Consider the following 19,751-nt stretch of genomic DNA (forward strand, 5'->3'; position numbering starts at 1 on the left):
TTGGAAAAACAAATTAGTTTAAGAGGGATAACCTGGAACCACAGTCGTGGTTTTTTACCGATGGTTGCTACAGCGCAGCGGTTTTCGGAGCTGCACCCTCATGTTCAGATCAGCTGGGAGAAAAGGAGTTTACAGCAATTCGCAGATTTTTCTATCCAGGAACTGGCAGAAAGATTTGATTTATTGGTGATAGATCATCCATGGGCTGGCTTTGCAGCAAAAACAAAGTCGATCATTCCGCTTGACAACTATCTGTCTGAGGCATATTTAACAGATCAGCAGTTGAACTCCGTGGGCGCATCTTATGAGAGTTATCACTATGACGGGCACTTGTGGGCACTGCCGATTGATGCTGCGACTCCTGTGGCGGCATCGCGACCAGATTTGCTGGCAGAAAAAGGTTTGCAATTGCCTGAATCTTTTGAAGATCTGATGGTTTTGGCCGATTCAGGTCTGGTTGCCTTTGCTGGTATTCCCATTGATGTTTTAATGAATTTTTATACCATTTGCTGCTCTTTAGGAGAAGATCCCTGCCAGAGCGATGACCAGGTTATTTCTACAGAGACAGGGGTAAAAGCTTTGTCGTTATATCGCATGCTTGCCAATAAAATAGACAAGGAAAACTTTAACAGAAACCCAATACAGGTGTATGAGGCGATGACACAAGCTGATGAAATTGCTTATTGTCCTTTTGCTTATGGCTATGCGAATTACTCCAGAAAGGGTTATGCCCGCAAACCACTGCATTTTCATGACATGATCTCGCTAAATGGTAAAACTAAGCTGCGCAGTACATTAGGCGGAACCGGTCTCGCTATTTCTTCCAAATGTGAAGAGCTCACAGTTGCAGCTGCATATGCAGAATATGTGGGTTCTCCGGCATGCCAGCAGACTTTGTTCTTTGAAAGCGGCGGACAGCCCGGACATTTATCTGCCTGGAAAAACGAAGAAGTAAACAGGCAGAGCCACCATTATTTCAGCAATACACTACCTGCATTAGAAAGAGCATTTCTTCGTCCCAGGTACCATGGTTCTATGTTTTTTCAGGACCATGCCGGTGATGTGGTGAGAGATTATTTAATGAACGGAGGTTCAGAACAACAGGTCTTGTCGGCCTTAAATGAATTATATCACAAATCTAAAACCCTGAAGATATCATGAACAGACCATTAGAAGGGCTTTTAGTTTTAGAGTTCTGCCAGTTTCTGGCCGGACCATCTGCTGGTTTGAAACTGGCAGATTTAGGGGCAAGGGTAATCAAGATAGAGCGTCCCGGAAGCGGAGATGCCTGCAGACAGCTATCCATCAAGAATATTTTTGTAGAAGAGGATAGCTTGCTGTTTCATACCATTAACCGCAATAAAGAATCGTATGCCGCCGATCTGAAAAACCCGGAAGATCTGGCTAAATTAAAACAGCTGATTGCAAAGGCAGATATCATGACCCACAATTTCAGACCTGGTGTAATGGAGAAGATAGGTTTGGATTATCAGTCCGTACAGTTAATAAATCCGCAGCTGATTTATGGCGTAGTGACCGGATATGGCAAAGAAGGCCCATGGGCCGGCAAGCCGGGTCAGGATTTATTGGTGCAGTCGGTTTCCGGACTTACCTATTTATCAGGCTCTGCCATTGACGGACCTGTACCTTTTGGTTTATCAGTTTCTGATATCATGTGTGGTAATCATTTGGCGCAGGGGGTGATGGCTGCATTAATCAAGCGCGCTAAAACCAATAAAGGGGTGTTGGTAGAAGTTAGCCTGCTGGAATCAGTTTTAGATGTGCAGTTTGAAGTGATCACCACTTATCTGAATGATGGTGGTAAATTGCCTAACCGAAGTCAGGCCAAAGGAAGTGCACATGCCTATCTGAGTGCTCCTTATGGAATGTATGAAACAGCAGACGGATACCTGGCTTTAGCTATGGGCAGTTTACCCGAGATCTGCCAGTTAATTGACTGTGATATCACCGATCTCTATACTGATACCCATTCCGCTTTCGAAAACCGTGATTTGTTAATTGAACGACTGGCAGAGACATTTAAAAAACAGCCTTCCCGCCTGTGGCTGGAGCGCTTAGAGCGACACGGTATCTGGTGTGCAGAAGTTTTGAATTACCAGTCTGCCACCGCCTTAAATAATTACGAATACCTGCAGATAGAACAACAGCTGGATTTGGGTAATGCTAAGCAGATCAGGACTACTGTAAGTCCTATTCGTTTAGATCATGAAAAGCTATTTGCTGCTAAAGCGGCTCCAAAATTAGGTTTTGATACCGCAGCTATTAATAATGAGTTTGATATAAATTAAGTTATGCGACCGCTTGAAGATTATTTAGTTATCGATTTTAGCCAGTTCCTTTCCGGGCCATCAGCAAGTTTGCGTTTAGCAGATTTTGGTGCCCGGGTGATCAAAATTGAGCGTTTAGGTGTTGGTGATATTTGCCGGACATTATACACGTCAGACTTAATTATGAATGGTGAATCATCCGTTTTTCATGCCATTAACAGGAATAAAGAAAGCCTGGAAGTGGATTTAAAAAATGAGGACGATAAAAAATTAGTACAGGAATTGCTGAAGAAAGCAGATGTGATGATCCATAATTTCCGTCCTGGAGTGATGGAGCGTTTAGGTTTTGATTACAACGCTGTAGCTGTCCTCAATCCGAAAATCATCTATGGAGAGATTTCAGGTTATGGCACTGGTGGCGACTGGAAAGGCAAACCGGGTCAGGATTTACTGCTGCAATCGGTAACCGGACTGACCTCCTTAACAGGAAATGAAGACAGTGGTCCGGTAGCGATGGGTTTATCTGTTGTAGATATGCTTGCCGGTGCGCATCTGGCACAGGGGATTTTAGCCTGTCTATACCGTAAAGTGGTAAAGAATGAAGGAGGATTTGTACAGGTCAGCATGATGGAATCTGCATACGATTTTCAGTTCGAAACGATCACCACCTTTATGAATGATGGTGGCTGTTTGCCCCAGCGATCTAAAAAGAACAATGCCAATGCTTATCTGGGGGCTCCTTATGGAATTTATCAGACAGAAAACGGATATTTATCCTTAGCAATGGGCTCCATTCCCGTATTGGGAAAACTACTGGGTTGTGCGGAGTTACTGGACTATACCGATGTGATGGAAGCTTATTCTAAACGTGATGAGATTAAAGCTATATTAGCTAAACACCTGCTGACTGGCAGTACAGCGCATTGGCTTTCTATTTTAGAACCGGCAGATATCTGGTGTGCAGACGTATTAAACTGGGATACACTGATGGCGCATGATGGATTTAAATCTTTAAACATGATCCAGGAAGTAGAGATGGCCGATGGTTATCAGTATCAAACCACCCGCTGCCCGATACGTATTGATGGAGAGTTGCTGACCTCTGCGAAGGGATCACCTAAATTAGGTCAGGATAATACTCAGATTAAAGAATTTATCAACCAAAATATAATTGCAGATGCCTAATACTACAGGAACCTTCAGAATAGCGGTAAGAAAATTTGCTCCCTTTGAATCTGCCATGCAGCAGTTCTGGGATAAATATTGTGCTCTTTCCGGTTGCACACTTCAACTGGAAATGGTTGTGATGGATTTGCACGAGTTGTACGATAGCACGATTTCCCGGGGCGGATTAGCCAATGGTGAGTTCGATATTGCCCATATCAATACGGATTGGGTCTACGAGGGGTATCTGGCAAATGCCTTTGAAGTATTAAATCCATATCTTGATCATCAGAAGCCTGATAATTTCCCGGAGGGATGGAGCAGTTCTTTACTGGGCTTACAGCAATTTGGCGCTGACATTGTGGGTTTGCCATTTCATGATGGGCCGGAATGTTTTATCTACAGAAAAGATCTCTTCGAGGATGCAACAGCGCAGGCAAACTATCTTGGCCTTTATGGAAAACCTTTAGCAGTCCCTAAAACCTGGGAAGATTTTCATCAGGTTGCAAAGTTTTTTAACCGGCCCCAGGACAATTTATACGGAAGTGTATTTGCCTGTTTCCCTGATGGACATAATACTGTATTTGATTTCTGTTTGCAGTTATGGACCAGGGGAGGAGTGCTCGAAGATCAGCATGGAAATATAAATATTAATACGCAGTCTGCTATAGACGGACTTGATTTTTACCGTCAGCTAGTTAACGATACAAACGCTGTTCATCCGCAATCCGGAACTTTTGATTCTGTAGCGGCAGGCATAGCCTTTTCTCAGGGCGAGGCCGCCATGATGATCAATTGGTTTGGTTTTGCAGCCATGTGCGAGGTCGGTACAGCTTCAAGAGTGAAGGGAAAAATAGGTGTAGGTCTTCTTCCTGCAGCAATTGGTCAGTCTTCCGCCTCTCTGAATGTCTACTGGCTCTACACGATAGCTAAAGGTAGCAGGCATCAGGCCCTTGCTTATGATTTTTTGCTGTTTGTGACCCAGGCTGCGCAAGACAAGGCACTCACTTTATCCGGGGGGATCGGTTGCAGGCTTTCTACCTGGAATGATCTGGAAATCAATGAGACTATCCCTTTTTATCATCAATTGAAATTATTACACGATGTGGCCTATAGTCTCCCTCAAAATAAAAACTGGGTAGCTGTTGCCGGTATAATTGACCAATTGGTTTTATCAGCCATAAATTCCGGAGAAAGTTCGGCGCTATTATTAGATAAGGCCCAAAAACAAATTAATGCGCTACAAAAGGTCATCAGCACAGCGCTTACAAATAGCCATGAATGTTGATAATGGCCTTAGCCGATAAAGAGAATGATATACTAAAAAATATGAGTATAGAAATCAAGTACAAACCAGAGTTACCAGAGACTAAACAGCCAATAATTATCATTGGAGCTGGCGGCATTGTTGCTGATGCGCATCTTCCTGCCTATAAAATCGCCGGTTTTGAGGTTTGGGGGATTGTTAACCGCACTAAAGAACGTGCACAAAAGTTAGCAGATCAATTTGGTATCCCTCATGTCTTTAGTTCCCTTGCAGAAGCTATAGCACAGTCGCCCGCCAATGTAGTGTACGACCTGACTATCATGCCTGAGCAATATATTGAAACGCTCCGGCAATTGCCTGTGGGAAGCGCGGTATTGATTCAAAAGCCAATGGGCGATAACTTTAAACAGGCAAAAGAGATATTATCCCTTTGCCAGGAGAAGAAATTTAAAGCTGCAATCAACTTCCAGTTACGTTTCGCTCCGTTTACTGCGGCGGCGAAATACCTGATCGATCAGGGTTTGATTGGTGAGTTGTACGATATGGAGGTACGTGTGACAATAAAAACACCTTGGGAGATATTTCCGCATGTGATCGTGCATCCGAGGCTGGAAATCCAGTACCACAGTATTCACTATGTGGATTTGATCCGTTCATTTTTAGGTAATCCAAAACGTGTTTTAGCCAAAACCTTAAAACATCCGGCCAAAAAACTGTCCTCCTCCCGTTCTACGATTTTGTTCGATTATGGCGATACGATGCATGCGGTGATCAATACGAACCACGACCATGATTTTGGGCCGGACCATCAGGAAAGTTATATTAAATGGGAAGGTACTACAGGGGCTATTAAAGCTAAAATGGGTTTATTGATGGATTATCCGCATGGGGTAGCTGATGTTTTTGAGTATTGTATCCCGGAGGAAGGTCAGTCCCCGGAATGGAAAAGGGTAGAGCTGGAGGGCTCCTGGTTTCCGGAAGCATTTATAGGAACCATGGCAAATCTGATGCGCTTCAACGAGGGGACCGATCAGCAATTGAAGACTAGCGTCGAAGATGTAATAAATACCATGGCAGTGGTAGAAAGTGCTTATCAATCAAGTGATGGTGCTGAAATGAAGATAGAATATTCTGGTAAAGGCCACTAAAAATAAATTAAACATGTATTTCAAATCAACATTTTTTGAAGAATATCAACTGGAAGAAAAAAGAGTAACGCTGGGGCGGACGATTACAGAAACTGATTTTGTAGTTCATGCAGGGCATACAGGAGATTTCTTTCCGCACCATATGGATGCAGCATGGTGTGCAACGCAACCATTTAAACAGCGGATTGCCCATGGAACTATGGTATTTAGTATAGGCATAGGTCTGACGGCATCGGAAATTAATCCTGAGGCGATGTCTAAGGGTTACGACAAACTGCGTTTCGTAAAACCTGTTTTTATAGGTGATACGATACATTCAGAAGTTACCATTTCTGCTCAATCTGAATCCAGGCGGCCAGAATATGGGGCTATAACCGAACATGTGGAAATCATCAACCAGCATGGTGAAGTAGTATTGGTCTGCGATCATTTACTCGTTGTCAAAAGAAAGCCGGCTTTCTGATCAAGATGAAGCGCGCAGATACAAAAACGATGAAACGATCATAAGCTTACAAGTAGCAAAGAAAAACCAAATATAATGAACCACAATACACAACCAGATATCCTTGTTGAAGGAAGTAATTTATCAGGAAGAAAGAATTTACTGCCCTTTATTCTGGTGGTCAGCTTATTTTTCCTTTGGGGAATGGCACATAACCTGGATTCTATATTAATTCCACATTTGAAAAAAGCCTGCAATCTCAACAACAGGCAATCAACCTTAATCGATACCGCTGTATTTTTTGCCTATTTCCTGATGGCTATACCTGCCGGTGTGATCTTAAAAAGATGGGGTTATAAAGCAACCATGATCTGTGGATTATTAGCCTTCGCATTTGGGGCATTCCTGTTTGTTCCTGCAGCAAATAACCTATCCTATACTACCTTTTTAATCGCGTTATTTATCATTGGCTGCGGCTTAACGCTGCTGGAAACCTCTGCAAATCCTTATGCTGCGGTATTGGGAGATCCGAACAAAGCAACAAGCAGGTTAAACCTTGCAGCTTCATTTAATGGGTTGGCGGCAATGGTGGCTCCATTAATTGGTGGTTTGTTTATTCTATCTGGCAAATCCCATACTCAGGCAGAATTAGCATCCATGACCGGGGTTAACCGCAACACTTATTTCCTGGAAGAAGCTGCTTCGGTTAAAACACCCTATATCATTCTGGGTATCGTGTTAGTAGTTATTGCTATTGTATTCTATTTTGTCCATTTGCCAGAAATCAAGACCAGGAGTATTGACGGTGAAGCCAAAGGCAGTTTCTTTGGTGCATTGCGCCATAAACATTTACGATGGGCGGTTATTGCCCAATTCTTTTATGTGGGTACACAAGTATGTGTAACCAGCTTTTTCATCAGAATGGCACAACAGGGCGGCGGCTTTGATGAAAAAACTGCAGCATCTTATTTAGTGCTTTATGGTTTTCTTTTCACTGCCGGACGATTTGCGGGTACAGCATTGCTGCAATTTATTTCATCGCATAAACTTTTGTCTATTTATGCGGTGATCTGTGTGCTGTTATGTCTGGTAGCTATATTGGGGCAAGGTTCATATGTAGTATATGCCTTAGGAGCGATAGGTTTTTTTATGTCAATTATGTTCCCTACCATTTTTGCCCTGGGTATTGAGGGGATTGGAGAGGATACCAAACCAGGTTCGTCATGGCTGATTATGTCCATTGCAGGCGGCGCTATTTTACCATTTGGGATGGGAAGTTTAATTGATGCTTATGGCGATGATATTCAGATTGGCTATAGCATTCCATTAGTATGTTTTTTAATCATTCTCTATTTCGGTTTAAAGGGTTATCAAATTGCTGGAGTAAGAAATAATGAAACTGGTGGCGAAAAAGGGATTCAAACCGCTGAGATAAAGGGAAATCAAATAGCAGGTTAAAAATGAAAAAATTAACAGACCTCCGGTTTCTATTTCCAGTCTTATGGCTAAGCTTTTGCCTGCCCTTAATTTCGTTGGCACAGCAAAATGATGATGCGAAACCGTGGGTTTTGTGGTATTGGGTTAAAGCTGGAGTTTCCAAACCTGGAATCACCGCTGATCTGGAAGCAATGAAGGCAAATGGTATTGGGGGGGCTTATCTCGTAACGATACAGGGGGCTGATCCGACACCCTTATACAGTCCAGCTGCAGTTCAGCTTACACCAGAATGGTGGCAAATGGTAAAGTTTGCGATGAGCGAGGCTAAAAGGCTGGACCTGAAAATGGGCATGCATATCAGTGATGGTTTTGCATTGGCAGGAGGGCCCTGGATTAGCCCGGAACTATCTATGCAAAAGGTGGTTTGGTCTGGTGTAAATGTCACTGGAGATACAGGTAAGATTGTTTTACCTCAGCCGGAATCCAAAGAAAATTATTACAGGGATATAGCTGTATATGCTTATCCTTCGGCAGTTGGAAGCGGACTTTCTACAAGAACAATACAACCTAAAATTACGGCCAGCAATGGTGCTGATGCAACAGGGCTAGTCAAAGATGGCAATAAACAAAGTTTTGGTTCCAATGAACCTTGTTATATACAGTATGAATTTGAGCAGCCTTTTACCTGCCGTTCCATCACCATAAAAACAGGAGGGAATAATTACCAGGCGCAGCGATTGGCTGTAGAGGTGAGCAATGATGGTAAAACCTTTCATTCCATCGGCCGGCTTGAACCACCGAGACATGGATGGCAGGATACCGATGAAGATGTAACACATAGCATTAAAACCACTACCGCTAAATTCTACAGGTTTGTGTATGATAAAAAAGGTTCGGAGCCGGGTGCTGAAGATCTGGATGCTGCAAAATGGAAACCTTCGTTAAAATTATTGAACCTCGAACTGTTTGCTGAGGCAAGGATTAACCAGTTTGAAGGAAAAAACGGTTCTGTATGGAGGGTCAGCCATAGAAGTACTTCCGCGGAAATTCCAAAGGAGCTCTGCATTCCTTTATCTCAGCTGATCAATATTACGGACCGGTTGAAAGCTGATGGATCCTTAAATTGGACACAGCCCCCTGGTAACTGGACCGTTCTCAGGGTTGGACATACGTCTACGGGACATACCAATGCGACCGGCGGTGGTGGTAAAGGTTTGGAGAGCGACAAATTCAATCCTGAAGCAACCAGACTTCAGATTAAAAACTGGTATGGAGCAGCTTTAAAACATGCCGGACCGGAACTCGCGAAAAAAGTATTGAGCGTTTTCTATGTGGATAGCTGGGAATGTGGCAGCCAGAACTGGTCGCCAGTTTTCAGAGCAGAATTTCTAAAACGTCGTGGTTATGATATTACCAAGTACCTGCCAATCATGACTGGTTTGCCAGTGGAGAATGTAGCTGTCTCTGAGAATTTTCTTTATGATGTAAGAAAAACCATTTCGGAACTGATTGCAGACAATTTTTACAAAACACTGGCAGGTTTTGCGAAGGAAAAAGGACTTCGGTTTACCGCTGAAAGTGTAGCACCAACTATGATGAGCGATGGCTTACTGCATTACAAAACAGTTGATATGCCGATGGGTGAATTCTGGTTAAATAGTCCGACCCATGATAAACCAAATGATATGCTTGATGCAGTTTCTGCAGCGCATATTTATGGTAAAAATATTGTCCAGGCAGAGGCTTTCACGACGGTGAGGATGGATTGGAACGAGCATCCGGGTAATATGAGAACACTGCTGGACCGGAATTATGCTTTGGGTGTAAATAAATTGGTATACCATGTGTTTACACACAATCCCTGGGTAGACAGAAAGCCCGGAATGACCTTAGACGGCGTCGGTCTTTATTTCCAGCGTGATCAAACCTGGTGGAAGCTGGGAAAAGCCTGGGTAGATTATGCCGCACGCAGTCAGCATTTATTACAGCAAGGTAAACCAGTAACAGCTATTGCAGTTTTTACAGGAGAAGAATTGCCGAGGCGCTCTGTACTACCCAACCGCCTTGTACAAACTTTACCGGGCATCTTCGGGAAGGATGTGGTATCCGCTGAAAAAATACGATTGGCTAATGCGGGAGAACCACTAAGGCAAATACCTTCTGGCGTAACACATGCTGCGAACATGGCTGATCCGGAAAACTGGGTGAACCCATTAAGGGGATATGCCTATGATTCTTTTAATCCCGATGTGCTCAGTACGGCAACAGTTAAAAACGGCAATGTGGTTTTTAGCAGCGGGGCTAGCTACAAAGTATTGGTGTTTACTGGGAAACTGAGCTTAAACCCAAACTATCAGTACATCAGTTTTGAAACCGTTAAAAAGCTGTATGAGTTAATTAAACAGGGAGCGAAGGTCATTGTAGCGGAAAAACCGCTTTACCAGTCCGGCATCAGACAAACTGATGCCACAGCATTCAATAAGATCGTAGCGGAGATTTGGGGCGGGCATTTCAGTTCTAAAATTAAACATTCGGAAAGCATTATTTTTAAAAAACTAGGTTTGGGATTGGTTTATAAAGCACCATTTTATGGAGATGATTTCAGTGAACTTGGCGTAGAAAGGGATTTAACAGTGACAGAACAAACCTCCGGTACTCCATCATATGCAAAGTACGTTGCTTTTCTCCATAGAAAATCAGCAGATCAGGACATCTATTTTATTTCTAATCAGCTGGACAAAGTTCGTGAACTGAGTTTTACTTTTAACATCATCAATAAGATACCTGTAGTCTACGATGCTGTATCTAATGATACAATAAAGGTAAATAACTGGAGCTTTGTTAATGGCAAAACAGCTTTAACCCTGAAGCTGGAAGCTAATCAATCGTTCTTTATCTTATTTAAGCAGCCAGCAAAAGCGTCAGCGTCAGGCACCGGAAATAATTGGCTGGGCTATAAAACGATTCAGGATATATCTGCAGACTGGCAGGCTAAATTCGATCCGGTTGATGGCGGACCAGTAGAGCCTGTAATTTATCATCAACTGCAGGATTGGACTAAAAGTGCTGATACGCTGGTTAAATACTATTCCGGTACTGCCATTTATACAAAAAAAATCATTTTCAATGGAGACACGGATTCTAAATTATGGATCAATGCAGGTGATTTTTCTAACATTGCCGGCGTAAAAGTCAACGGATTGGATTGCGGTACCATCTGGACTGCACCACACCGCGTAGAGATCAGCAAAGCTATCAGAAAAGGTGAAAATCTGATTACCATTGAAATTGCCAATACCTGGGGCAACCGTTTAATCGGAGATAGTAAATTGCCTCCGGAAAAGAGAATAACCAATACTACTGCACCTTTCCGCTTAGCAGGAAAACCTTTATATCCCGCCGGGTTAGTCGGGCCGGTTACTATTCAAACAGAGGAAAAATAAGATATGAAACCAGCACGATTTACAAATTATAATGACATGATCAGATCATGATCGCTTCATCACTAAAAAAATAAACAAATGAAAAGATATGCCTGTAGCTTAGTTATTGTTGTACTGATCTTTCATTCCGTATTGAATGCGCAGGAAAAAGCTTTAGTGAATACTTCCAATTCAGCTTACAGCAAACTTCAAAGTGTTAACATGGGGGATGTAACCTGGACTAAAGGCTTTTGGGCAGACCGCTTTAAAGTGTCCACGGAAACGATGGTACCCAATATGTGGGCGATCTATAACGATCCCAACATCAGTCATGCTTTTAAAAACTTTGAAATAGCTGCCGGGCTGGACACCGGGTCACATTCGGGACCTTCTTTCCATGATGGAGATTATTACAAAACGCTGGAAGCGATGGCCAGTCTTTATGCTTCTACCCGGAACCCAAAACTGCTTCCAATGATGGATAAAGCCATCACTGTGATTGGAAAATCGCAAAGGGCTGATGGTTATATCTATACTAAAGCAATGATTGAACAGCGGAAAACTGGAGCCAATAATCAATTTCAGGACCGGTTAAGCTTTGAAGCCTATAATATTGGCCACCTGATGACGGCAGGCTGTATTCATTATCGGGCAACAGGTCAGACCACGCTGTTAGACATCGCAAAAAAGGCCGGAAACTACCTCTATAATTTCTATAAAACTGCATCCCCGACATTGGCCAGAAATGCCATCTGTCCTTCTCACTATATGGGAGTGATAGAAATGTACCGGACCACAAAAGATCCGCGCTACCTGGAACTCGCTAAACACCTGATCGCCATCAAGGGAAAAATAGATGATGGAACGGACGATAATCAGGACAGGATTCCATTTTTACAGCAAAAAAAGGCAACTGGTCATGCCGTTCGGGCCAGTTACCTGTATGCAGGTGTGGCGGATTTGTATGCAGAAACCGGAAACGACTCCTTATTGACCTCATTAAATTTAATGTGGGATGATGTAACACAGCATAAAATGTATGTCACAGGGGGATTAGGGTCGCTATACGATGGCACTTCACCCGACGGTACGTCCTATAACCCAATAGAAGTGCAAAAGATTCACCAGGCATTTGGCCGTGATTATCAATTACCAAATTTTACCGCCCATAATGAAACTTGTGCAAATATTGGGAATGTGCTCTGGAACTGGCGCATGCTCCAAATCACCAGTGACGCTAAATATGCCGATGTGATGGAACTGGCACTTTTTAATAGTGTTTTATCTGGTATCAGTCTGGATGGTAAAAACTTCTTGTATACCAATCCATTGGCTCAATCAGATCATTTACCCTTTAAACAGCGCTGGTCAAAAGATCGTGTGCCCTATATTGCTTTATCCAATTGCTGCCCGCCGAATATTGTACGTACCATTGCCGAAGTTAATAATTATTTATATAGCGTATCGGAGAAGGGCTTGTACTTTAATTTATACGGAGGAAATGAATTGCACACAAAATTAGCCGATGGTTCCGGGATCAGGTTGAAGCAGGACACCAATTATCCCTGGGAGGGCAATATAAAGATCACTGTTCAGGAAACAGGGACTAAACCTTATGGAATGTTCTTCCGTATCCCCGGTTGGGCTGAACACGCTAAAATCAGTCTGAATGGAAAAGTGCTGGCCATAGCCAACACAGCTGGTTCCTACACAGCCCTCAACAGGAGCTGGAAAGCCGGCGATGTGATTGAACTGGTATTACCGATGGAAGCACAACTGATTGAATCTAACCCTTTGGTGGAAGAGAACAGAAACCAGGTGGCTGTACAAAGAGGGCCGGTTGTATACTGCCTGGAGTCAACAGATTTCGAAGGTAAGAATATCTTTGATGCGGTAATCCCATCATCAATTGTGTTTAAAGTCACACCAGCTACAATCGGTGATGTTCAGGTAATGAGCCTGGAAGGGGAAGCAAGGTTGATTGAAGAAACAAATTGGCGCAATAAATTGTACCATCCCATCGCTAAACATAATCAGCTGACCCCCATAAAACTGGTTCCATATTTTTCATGGGGAAACAGAGGGCATTCAGAGATGTCAGTTTGGTTACCTTTAAGTAGATAAAACATGGAAAAATCAGTCGCCAGCACCAGATATTTTATCCAAAAAAAATTAAGATTATGTTTTGGTTTAAGGTTATGTTTTGGTCTTTTACTATGTACCTGTTTTTATATCCCTGTGTTTTCTCAGCAAAAAGAGCTGTTAAATAACAATGTAACATGGGTTACACAAAGCAGAAATTCATCAGAATCGATGCCCGTTGGCGGTGGCGATATTGGTGTGAATGTCTGGGTTGAAGCAGGACAGGTATATCTGTATGTATCACGAAGCGGAACATTTGACGAGAACAACACCTTACTGAAACTGGGCAGGGTAAAACTCTCCTTATCACCAAATCCATTCGCAGGGAAGACCTTTAAACAAGAACTGGTTTTAAAAGACGGGTACGTTTTGATTTCCGGGAAAGATGGTCAGCTGAATGCACAGATAAAAGTTTGGGTAGACGTTTTTAAGCCCGTTGTAAATATAGCAATCGAGGCTAATCAAAAAGTGCTTACAGCAGCAAGTTATGAGAGCTGGCGTTTTGAAGACAGGATGACCAAAGGGAAAGAAAATAACCAGAATTCTTATAAATGGGCACCTCAGGGAATTGTAAAAACTACAAAAGATGAGATTGATTTCCGTGGGAATCAAATTGAATTTAGTCATCAAAATGCTGCAGAAACAGTATTTGATGTGGCTGTGAGGCAACAGGGTTTAGCGAACTATCAATCAAAATTATATAACCCTCTAAAAGGATTAAAATTTGGGGGAAGCATGCAGGGTAAAAGTATGGTTGCATCAGGAACTTATTCAGGCAAGTATCTAAGTACAGCATTCAAAGGCTGGACGTTAAAGAGCCGGAAGCCGGTTAATGAGCAGCAAATCAGTATTGCATTGTACAATACAGCGGATAAAGACAACAGTTTTACTGACCATCAAAACCATCCTGTAAAATCAGTTGAGGAGTTCGGCATTCAGCAATACAACCCGGGGAAATCCTTTGCCGCTACCAAAAAGTGGTGGAATGATTACTGGAACAGCAGTTTCATTTACATCAATTCGGCAGATGCTATAGCAAATCAGGTGGCTAAAAACTACCAGCTGTTCCGTTATATGCTGGGCTGTAATGCTTATGGCAGCTGGCCTACAAAGTTTAACGGTGGACTTTTCACGTTTGATCCGCAGTTGACAGACACGGCACTGAACTATACGCCCGACTTCAGAAACTGGGGTGGTGGTACACATACGGCACAAAATCAAAGACTGGTCTACTGGTCAATGTTAAAAAGCGGTGATTTCGAGATGATGAAACCTCAGTTCGACTTTTATGCTAAGCTGTTAAAAAATGCAGAAATACGTACCGAAGCCGCCTGGGGTCACAAAGGTGCAAGTTTTACAGAGCAGATAGAGAATTTTGGATTGCCTAATCCCGCAGAGTACGGATGGAAAAGACCTGCAGGATATGATAAGGGTATGGAATATAATGCCTGGTTAGAATATGAATGGGATACGATCTTAGAGTTCTGTATGATGATTTTGGAAACTGAGCGTTACAATAACCAGGATATCCAGGTTTATCTGCCCTTAATTGAGAGTAGCCTCAGCTTCTTTAAAGAGCATTATGTTTATTTAGCAAAACAAAGAGGTGCAAAAAGTTTGGATGCGAACGGCCATTTGGTTTTATACCCGGGTTCAGGTGCAGAAACTTATAAGATGGCTTATAATTCTACTTCAACCATTGCCGGTCTGAAGACGGTCTTGCAGCGCTTACTGGAATTAAGACTGGCTACTGCCGCACAAAAGGAAAACTGGCAGGCCATGTTAAACACCATCCCACCGATCAGTTTTCGTGAATTTAACGGCAAAACAACCATTTCACCTGCCAGGATCTGGGAGAGAATCAACAATACAGAGAGCCCGCAATTATATCCCGTTTTCCCATGGGGAATTTACGGGGTAGGGAAAGCCGGTTTAGATACGGCCAGAAACACTTATCAACACGATACAGATGTGCTGAAATTCAGCAGTCATGTTGGTTGGAAACAGGATAATATTTTCGCTGCCAGATTGGGGTTAACTGATGAGGCAGCAAGGTTAACCAAGTTGAAACTGAAGGATTCGGGCAGAAGGTTTCCGGCTTTTTGGGGTCCGGGATTTGACTGGACACCAGATCATAACTGGGGAGGCGCTGGAATGATTGGTCTGCAGGAAATGCTGATGGCTTGTGATGGTAAAAAGATACTGCTATTTCCCGCATGGCCGAAGGATTGGGATGTACATTTTAAACTGCATGCCCCCTATCAAACTACGGTAGAAGGCACATTGAAAAACGGAAAACTTGCAGAACTGAAAGTGTTTCCGGGAAAACGAAAAGCCGACATCATCAATATGATCAATAATTAAGGTAACAAAGATAGATAAACATGGATTTACAGTTAAAAGATAAGGTCATTGTGATCACAGGAGCTGCCAAAGGTATTGGTAGAGGCATTGCAGAAGTTTTTGCCAGGGAACAAGCAATAGCTGTTATAGTAGGAAGAAAAGCAGCAGATAATCAGGAAGTTGTGGATGCAATCGTCGCTAATGGCGGTCAGGCCGCCCAGTTTGTAGCAGAATTAGCTAACCCGGATGATTGCGAAACCGTAGTGAAAGCAATCGTTGCGAAGTTTGGAAGAATAAATGGCCTTGTTAACAATGCGGGCGTAAATGATGGCGTAAGTCTGGAAAGCGGAAACTATAAAGACTTTATGGCTTCACTGCATAAAAATGTAGTCCACTATTATTTGATGGCCCATTATGCTTTGCCGGAATTGATCAGGAGCAAAGGTTCAATCGTAAACATCACTTCCAAAACTGCAGAAACAGGACAGGGCAACACCTCTGCATATGCAGCAGCTAATGGAGGCAGAAATGCATTGACAAGGGAGTGGGCTGTAGAATTGTTGAAATATGGCATCCGTGTAAATGCGGTAGTGGTTGCCGAATGCTGGACACCAGCTTACGAAACCTGGATTGCAACGCTGGAGAATGCCGACGAAAAACTGAAAGAGATTTCTGCCAAAATCCCTTTAGAAAATAGAATGACCACCGCAACAGAAATTGCCAACATGGCTGTTTTCCTGATGTCTGACGTGTCTAGTCATACTACAGGGCAGATTATCCATGTAGACGGCGGATATGTGCATTTAGACAGGGCATTGGCAAATGCCTAGTAATTTAAATTCTTCACAATATATAACAAGTAAACCATGAAAACCTTAACCTGCACCACTCCCGGAACTTTCGAGTATTCAACTACCACCAGGCCTCAATTGCAGAAAGACCAAGCCATTATCAGGATCAAACGTATTGGTATTTGCGGTACAGATTTACACGCTTTTGAAGGTACACAGCCTTTTTTCAATTATCCACGGGTTTTAGGACACGAGCTGTCAGGAGAGTTGGTAGCAGTAGATGGAAACAGCGATTTTAAAGTAGGCGAGAAGGTCACTTTTATCCCATATTTTAATTGTGGTGAATGTATAGCCTGCCGGATGAACAAGCCAAACTGCTGTGTGAAGATGCAGGTTTGCGGGGTTCATGTGGATGGAGGGATGTGTGAATATCTTTCGGTGCCCTCAAGAACGCTCTTACATGGAGAAGATTTAAGCTATGATGAACTGGCATTGGTGGAGCCTTTGGCCATTGGTGCACATGGTGTTCGCAGAGCGGATATACAAGCGGGGGAATTTGTATTGGTCATCGGCGCCGGACCAATTGGTTTGGGCACTATGGAATTTGCCAGGATAGCAGGAGCGAGGGTGATCGCCTTAGATATCAACGAAGACAGGCTGGCATTTTGTAAAGAGAAATTAGGTGTTGATTATGCAGTTAACGCGCTATCGTCTGACGTTACGCAGCAACTCAGTGAGATTACTGGCGGAGATATGCCAACGGTAGTTATTGACGCTACAGGAAATCAGAAAGCGATTAACAATGCCATCAATTACATGGCCCATGGGGCCAGGTTTGTTTTGATTGGCCTTCAGAAAGGAGATTTGATTTTCAATCATCCGGAGTTTCATAAAAGAGAATCAACATTGATGAGCAGCAGAAATGCAACTATTGAAGATTTCGAACATGTGATCAGATCTATGAAAGCAGGTTTGGTGAGTCCGGCAAATTACATTACTCACCGGGTAACCTTTGAAAATGTAAAGGAAGAGTTTGAAACATGGCTCGACCCGGGAAATAGAGTGATCAAAGCAATGATAGAGCTGGATTAACTATTTTTTATGATCAGGCAATTGCCGGCATGGTATATCAATGTAGGAAAATGTGTGGTCAAAGCGCCTAAGGTATATATTAGAGATAGGGGATTACTGCATCAGTTAAACCGCATTAAGAGTAGTACTGAACTTCCATTGAATCTGATTGTAGGTGCTTCCTGGGAGGGCTAAGTTATTGAGCAGATTTATCAATTGAAGCCCCGCCATCTGGATATTTATTATTACCGTACACAGCATGGAGACGAATGTGATGTTATATTGGTAGATGGACTTAAACCTGTAGCTGCCATTGAAATTAAATACGCTAAGGCTCCTTCACTTTCCAATGGGTTTTATTATGTACTGGATGATTTGCAGATAAGTAAGCTTTTGTAAGCACACCAGATGAAAAGCGATATGTCCTGGATGATAAGACAAAGATTTGCGGCTTACAGTTTTTCTTGATAAATATTTTAAATGGCTTGTAATGCTCAAAAGGTTATTAAATAAAAAAAGAGATCATTTGATCTCTTTTTTTATTTAAGTCGGGGTGGCAGGATTCGAACCTACGACCTCCTGCTCCCAAAGCAGGCGCGATACCGGGCTACGCTACACCCCGAACTTGACCAACGATGGCGATTATGAATAATCTATCTCGTTGTTGGGATTGCAAAAGTACAACAATTATTAATACATGCAAATTTATTTTACTCTATTCTATTTTTTTATCTGATCAAACAAAGGTGGGAGCAGGCAACACGCTGATTTTATGTGAGTTATTTTAATGCCTTTTTTGAAAAAAAATATAATATAGATAATCAAAGAGAATTTCTTAAGGTTACACTGAATGGAATAGCGAGATGTGTGGTCACGTTTGACAGGATAAATTCTGCTGTTTTTTCTCCCATCATCTTAAAATCTGTTGAAATAGTGGTAATGCCATCGAGTATGATCTTTTTCAAAGGTGTTTCATTATAGGAAATCACTCCAATATCTTTTCCTACATTTAAGTTTTGTTTCACCACTTTCTCAATCAGGGTGACCAGATCATCTTCCATCAGGGTGATATACACGATACCGCTTGCTATTTTTTCAGTAGCAATACAATTGATCACCTGATGACTGTAGGCATACTTCCTGCAGAAATTAGCGAAACCGCAAAGGATCTTTTCTGAGTAGTAGGAACTTTCAGGAAAGATAATCTTCAGGGTATGGTATTTCGCGAGATTGGGGCGCAGTTCTTCCAGTGCATTGAATAGATCAGTTTCGAAATTCTCATAAACAGCCGTAAAATCACCTGTAATATGATCTGCGAGTTTGCCCATTAATACAAGTTTATTCTTGGGGATAGTATCAATCAGCGCATATCCCATTTCTTTACAAGCTGTAAAATTAGGAATGATTACGCATTTCGAATAAGCATCTGCTTTCTCCTCCAGCAGTTTTTTAAAGAGGTTGAAGTCATTGTTATAAATGTAGAAATCAATTGCTGCTTCACTTCCCAGCGTTGCAGCAAATGCATCATAAATGATCTTTTTATGCAGACTTAACTTATTAAAAAGTAATAATATTTTAATTGGATTATTGAATTCAATAGCTGTAATAAAGTAGCCCTTACCGGCTATAGGTGTAACCAACCCCATCTTCCTTAGCTCTTTATAAGCCCTTTCAACTGTGTTTCTGGCAGTTTCCAATACGATACTGAATTCATTTATTGAGGGTAAAATGTCATTCTTTTTGATCTGCTCTTTTCTTATACCCTGTAGAATAGCGTGCGTAAGCTGCAGGTATTTGGGGGTAATTGAACATTCATCAATCTTAATACACTTCAAATAATTATTCATAATGAATGCCTATAGCTTTCAAGTTTTAATGACCATAATCCCCTTTCAAAGGGATTTGCTGTTCCAAAAATATCACCTGTTCAATATGAACTGCCTGGGGAATATTTCTATAATTATTATGATTGTGGTTAATCCTTCTCTGATGTCCTATGTCTATATAGTGTTAGGTTATTTTATTAAAAATTTAAAACACATACAGATGAAAAGATTTAGAAATTTAATGCTGCTGCTGGTTGCAGTATCATTATTCAGTTCATGTTTAGTACAGGATGGACCACGTGGTGGTGGCGGATACGGACATCGTCCGCATGGCCATGGTCATGGACACGGTCATCACCGCGGACACTGGTAATTTTATCCTCAACAGCTGATCATCTGTTAAAGGTGGT

The 19,751-nt window shown here is 42.3% G+C and carries 15 protein-coding genes and 1 tRNA gene; 14 read left to right on the forward strand and 2 right to left on the reverse strand.

The window, feature by feature from the left end; genetic code table 11:
- The 13 genes from OQX62_RS12950 to OQX62_RS25170 all read left to right on the forward strand — a co-directional run bounded on the left by OQX62_RS12950 (position 1) and on the right by OQX62_RS25170 (position 17,710).
- Positions 1–1,161, forward strand: coding sequence for an ABC transporter substrate-binding protein (locus tag OQX62_RS12950; RefSeq protein WP_265831957.1), 1,161 nt, complete (start codon positions 1–3; stop codon positions 1,159–1,161).
- Entirely contained in the window at positions 1,158–2,309 is a 1,152-nt protein-coding gene (locus OQX62_RS12955; RefSeq protein ID WP_265831958.1) for a CaiB/BaiF CoA transferase family protein, read from the forward strand. The genes OQX62_RS12950 and OQX62_RS12955 overlap by 4 nt, the downstream gene beginning before the upstream one ends.
- A 3-nt stretch (positions 2,310–2,312) precedes the next feature.
- Positions 2,313–3,473, forward strand: a complete 1,161-nt coding sequence (locus OQX62_RS12960) for a CaiB/BaiF CoA transferase family protein (protein ID WP_265831959.1) — start codon at positions 2,313–2,315, stop codon at positions 3,471–3,473.
- The gene (locus OQX62_RS12965) at positions 3,466–4,740 is read left to right on the forward strand and encodes an extracellular solute-binding protein (protein WP_265831960.1); all 1,275 of its coding nucleotides are present in this window, start codon (positions 3,466–3,468) and stop codon (positions 4,738–4,740) included. Before OQX62_RS12960 ends, OQX62_RS12965 begins: the two co-directional genes overlap by 8 nt.
- A 41-nt stretch (positions 4,741–4,781) precedes the next feature.
- Entirely contained in the window at positions 4,782–5,867 is a 1,086-nt protein-coding gene (locus OQX62_RS12970; RefSeq protein ID WP_265831961.1) for a Gfo/Idh/MocA family protein, read from the forward strand.
- Positions 5,868–5,880: 13 nt separating this feature from the next.
- Positions 5,881–6,330 carry a MaoC family dehydratase gene (locus tag OQX62_RS12975; protein ID WP_265831962.1) on the forward strand — a complete coding sequence of 150 codons (450 nt, stop codon included), beginning with the start codon at positions 5,881–5,883 and terminating at the stop codon, positions 6,328–6,330.
- A 75-nt stretch (positions 6,331–6,405) separates the two neighbouring features.
- Entirely contained in the window at positions 6,406–7,767 is a 1,362-nt protein-coding gene (gene fucP / locus OQX62_RS12980) for an L-fucose:H+ symporter permease (protein WP_265831963.1), read from the forward strand.
- Positions 7,768–7,769: 2 nt separating this feature from the next.
- Entirely contained in the window at positions 7,770–11,189 is a 3,420-nt protein-coding gene (locus OQX62_RS12985) for a glycosyl hydrolase (protein ID WP_265831964.1), read from the forward strand.
- A gap of 78 nt (positions 11,190–11,267) precedes the next feature.
- A complete protein-coding gene (locus tag OQX62_RS12990; protein WP_265831965.1) occupies positions 11,268–13,292 on the forward strand; it encodes a glycoside hydrolase family 127 protein in 2,025 nt (674 codons plus the stop codon).
- A 3-nt stretch (positions 13,293–13,295) separates the two neighbouring features.
- Positions 13,296–15,674, forward strand: a complete 2,379-nt coding sequence (locus OQX62_RS12995) for a DUF5703 domain-containing protein (RefSeq protein ID WP_265831966.1) — start codon at positions 13,296–13,298, stop codon at positions 15,672–15,674.
- Positions 15,675–15,694: 20 nt separating this feature from the next.
- The gene (locus tag OQX62_RS13000) at positions 15,695–16,483 is read left to right on the forward strand and encodes an SDR family oxidoreductase (RefSeq protein WP_265831967.1); all 789 of its coding nucleotides are present in this window, start codon (positions 15,695–15,697) and stop codon (positions 16,481–16,483) included.
- Between the two features lie 36 nt (positions 16,484–16,519).
- Positions 16,520–17,536, forward strand: a complete 1,017-nt coding sequence (locus tag OQX62_RS13005; RefSeq protein ID WP_265831968.1) for a zinc-binding alcohol dehydrogenase family protein — start codon at positions 16,520–16,522, stop codon at positions 17,534–17,536.
- Positions 17,537–17,545: 9 nt separating this feature from the next.
- Positions 17,546–17,710: a DUF4143 domain-containing protein gene (locus tag OQX62_RS25170; protein WP_265831969.1), complete on the forward strand. Its 165-nt coding sequence runs from the start codon at positions 17,546–17,548 to the stop codon at positions 17,708–17,710.
- 353 nt (positions 17,711–18,063) lie between these two features.
- On the opposite strand, the gene OQX62_RS13015 is transcribed toward OQX62_RS25170, so the two are convergent.
- Together OQX62_RS13015 and OQX62_RS13020 are read right to left on the reverse strand one after the other, a co-directional pair.
- Positions 18,064–18,137: transfer RNA gene (locus OQX62_RS13015), tRNA-Pro, on the reverse strand.
- A 199-nt stretch (positions 18,138–18,336) separates the two neighbouring features.
- Complete coding sequence (locus OQX62_RS13020) at positions 18,337–19,362, reverse strand: GntR family transcriptional regulator (protein ID WP_265831970.1); 1,026 nt, start codon at positions 19,360–19,362, stop codon at positions 18,337–18,339.
- A gap of 199 nt (positions 19,363–19,561) precedes the next feature.
- Between OQX62_RS13020 and OQX62_RS13025 the strand changes: the two genes are divergently transcribed.
- Positions 19,562–19,714, forward strand: a complete 153-nt coding sequence (locus OQX62_RS13025; RefSeq protein ID WP_265831971.1) for a hypothetical protein — start codon at positions 19,562–19,564, stop codon at positions 19,712–19,714.
- The last annotated feature ends 37 nt before the right edge of the window (positions 19,715–19,751 follow it).

This window comes from Pedobacter sp. MR2016-24, from assembly GCF_026239655.1.
In the GTDB taxonomy this organism is placed as follows: domain Bacteria; phylum Bacteroidota; class Bacteroidia; order Sphingobacteriales; family Sphingobacteriaceae; genus Pedobacter.

What these genes read in the sequence shown, in the direction of transcription:
- OQX62_RS25170 (WP_265831969.1), top strand. Translation starts at nt 17,546, where the DNA reads ATGATCAGGCAATTGCCGGCATGGTATATCAATGTAGGAAAATGTGTG.
- OQX62_RS12985 (WP_265831964.1), top strand. Translation starts at nt 7,770, where the DNA reads ATGAAAAAATTAACAGACCTCCGGTTTCTATTTCCAGTCTTATGGCTA.
- OQX62_RS13020 (WP_265831970.1), bottom strand. Translation starts at nt 19,362, where the DNA reads ATGAATAATTATTTGAAGTGTATTAAGATTGATGAATGTTCAATTACC.
- OQX62_RS12970 (WP_265831961.1), top strand. Translation starts at nt 4,782, where the DNA reads ATGAGTATAGAAATCAAGTACAAACCAGAGTTACCAGAGACTAAACAG.
- OQX62_RS12995 (WP_265831966.1), top strand. Translation starts at nt 13,296, where the DNA reads ATGGAAAAATCAGTCGCCAGCACCAGATATTTTATCCAAAAAAAATTA.
- OQX62_RS12965 (WP_265831960.1), top strand. Translation starts at nt 3,466, where the DNA reads ATGCCTAATACTACAGGAACCTTCAGAATAGCGGTAAGAAAATTTGCT.
- OQX62_RS13025 (WP_265831971.1), top strand. Translation starts at nt 19,562, where the DNA reads ATGAAAAGATTTAGAAATTTAATGCTGCTGCTGGTTGCAGTATCATTA.
- OQX62_RS13005 (WP_265831968.1), top strand. Translation starts at nt 16,520, where the DNA reads ATGAAAACCTTAACCTGCACCACTCCCGGAACTTTCGAGTATTCAACT.
- fucP (WP_265831963.1), top strand. Translation starts at nt 6,406, where the DNA reads ATGAACCACAATACACAACCAGATATCCTTGTTGAAGGAAGTAATTTA.
- OQX62_RS12975 (WP_265831962.1), top strand. Translation starts at nt 5,881, where the DNA reads ATGTATTTCAAATCAACATTTTTTGAAGAATATCAACTGGAAGAAAAA.
- OQX62_RS13000 (WP_265831967.1), top strand. Translation starts at nt 15,695, where the DNA reads ATGGATTTACAGTTAAAAGATAAGGTCATTGTGATCACAGGAGCTGCC.
- OQX62_RS12990 (WP_265831965.1), top strand. Translation starts at nt 11,268, where the DNA reads ATGAAAAGATATGCCTGTAGCTTAGTTATTGTTGTACTGATCTTTCAT.
- OQX62_RS12960 (WP_265831959.1), top strand. Translation starts at nt 2,313, where the DNA reads ATGCGACCGCTTGAAGATTATTTAGTTATCGATTTTAGCCAGTTCCTT.
- OQX62_RS12955 (WP_265831958.1), top strand. Translation starts at nt 1,158, where the DNA reads ATGAACAGACCATTAGAAGGGCTTTTAGTTTTAGAGTTCTGCCAGTTT.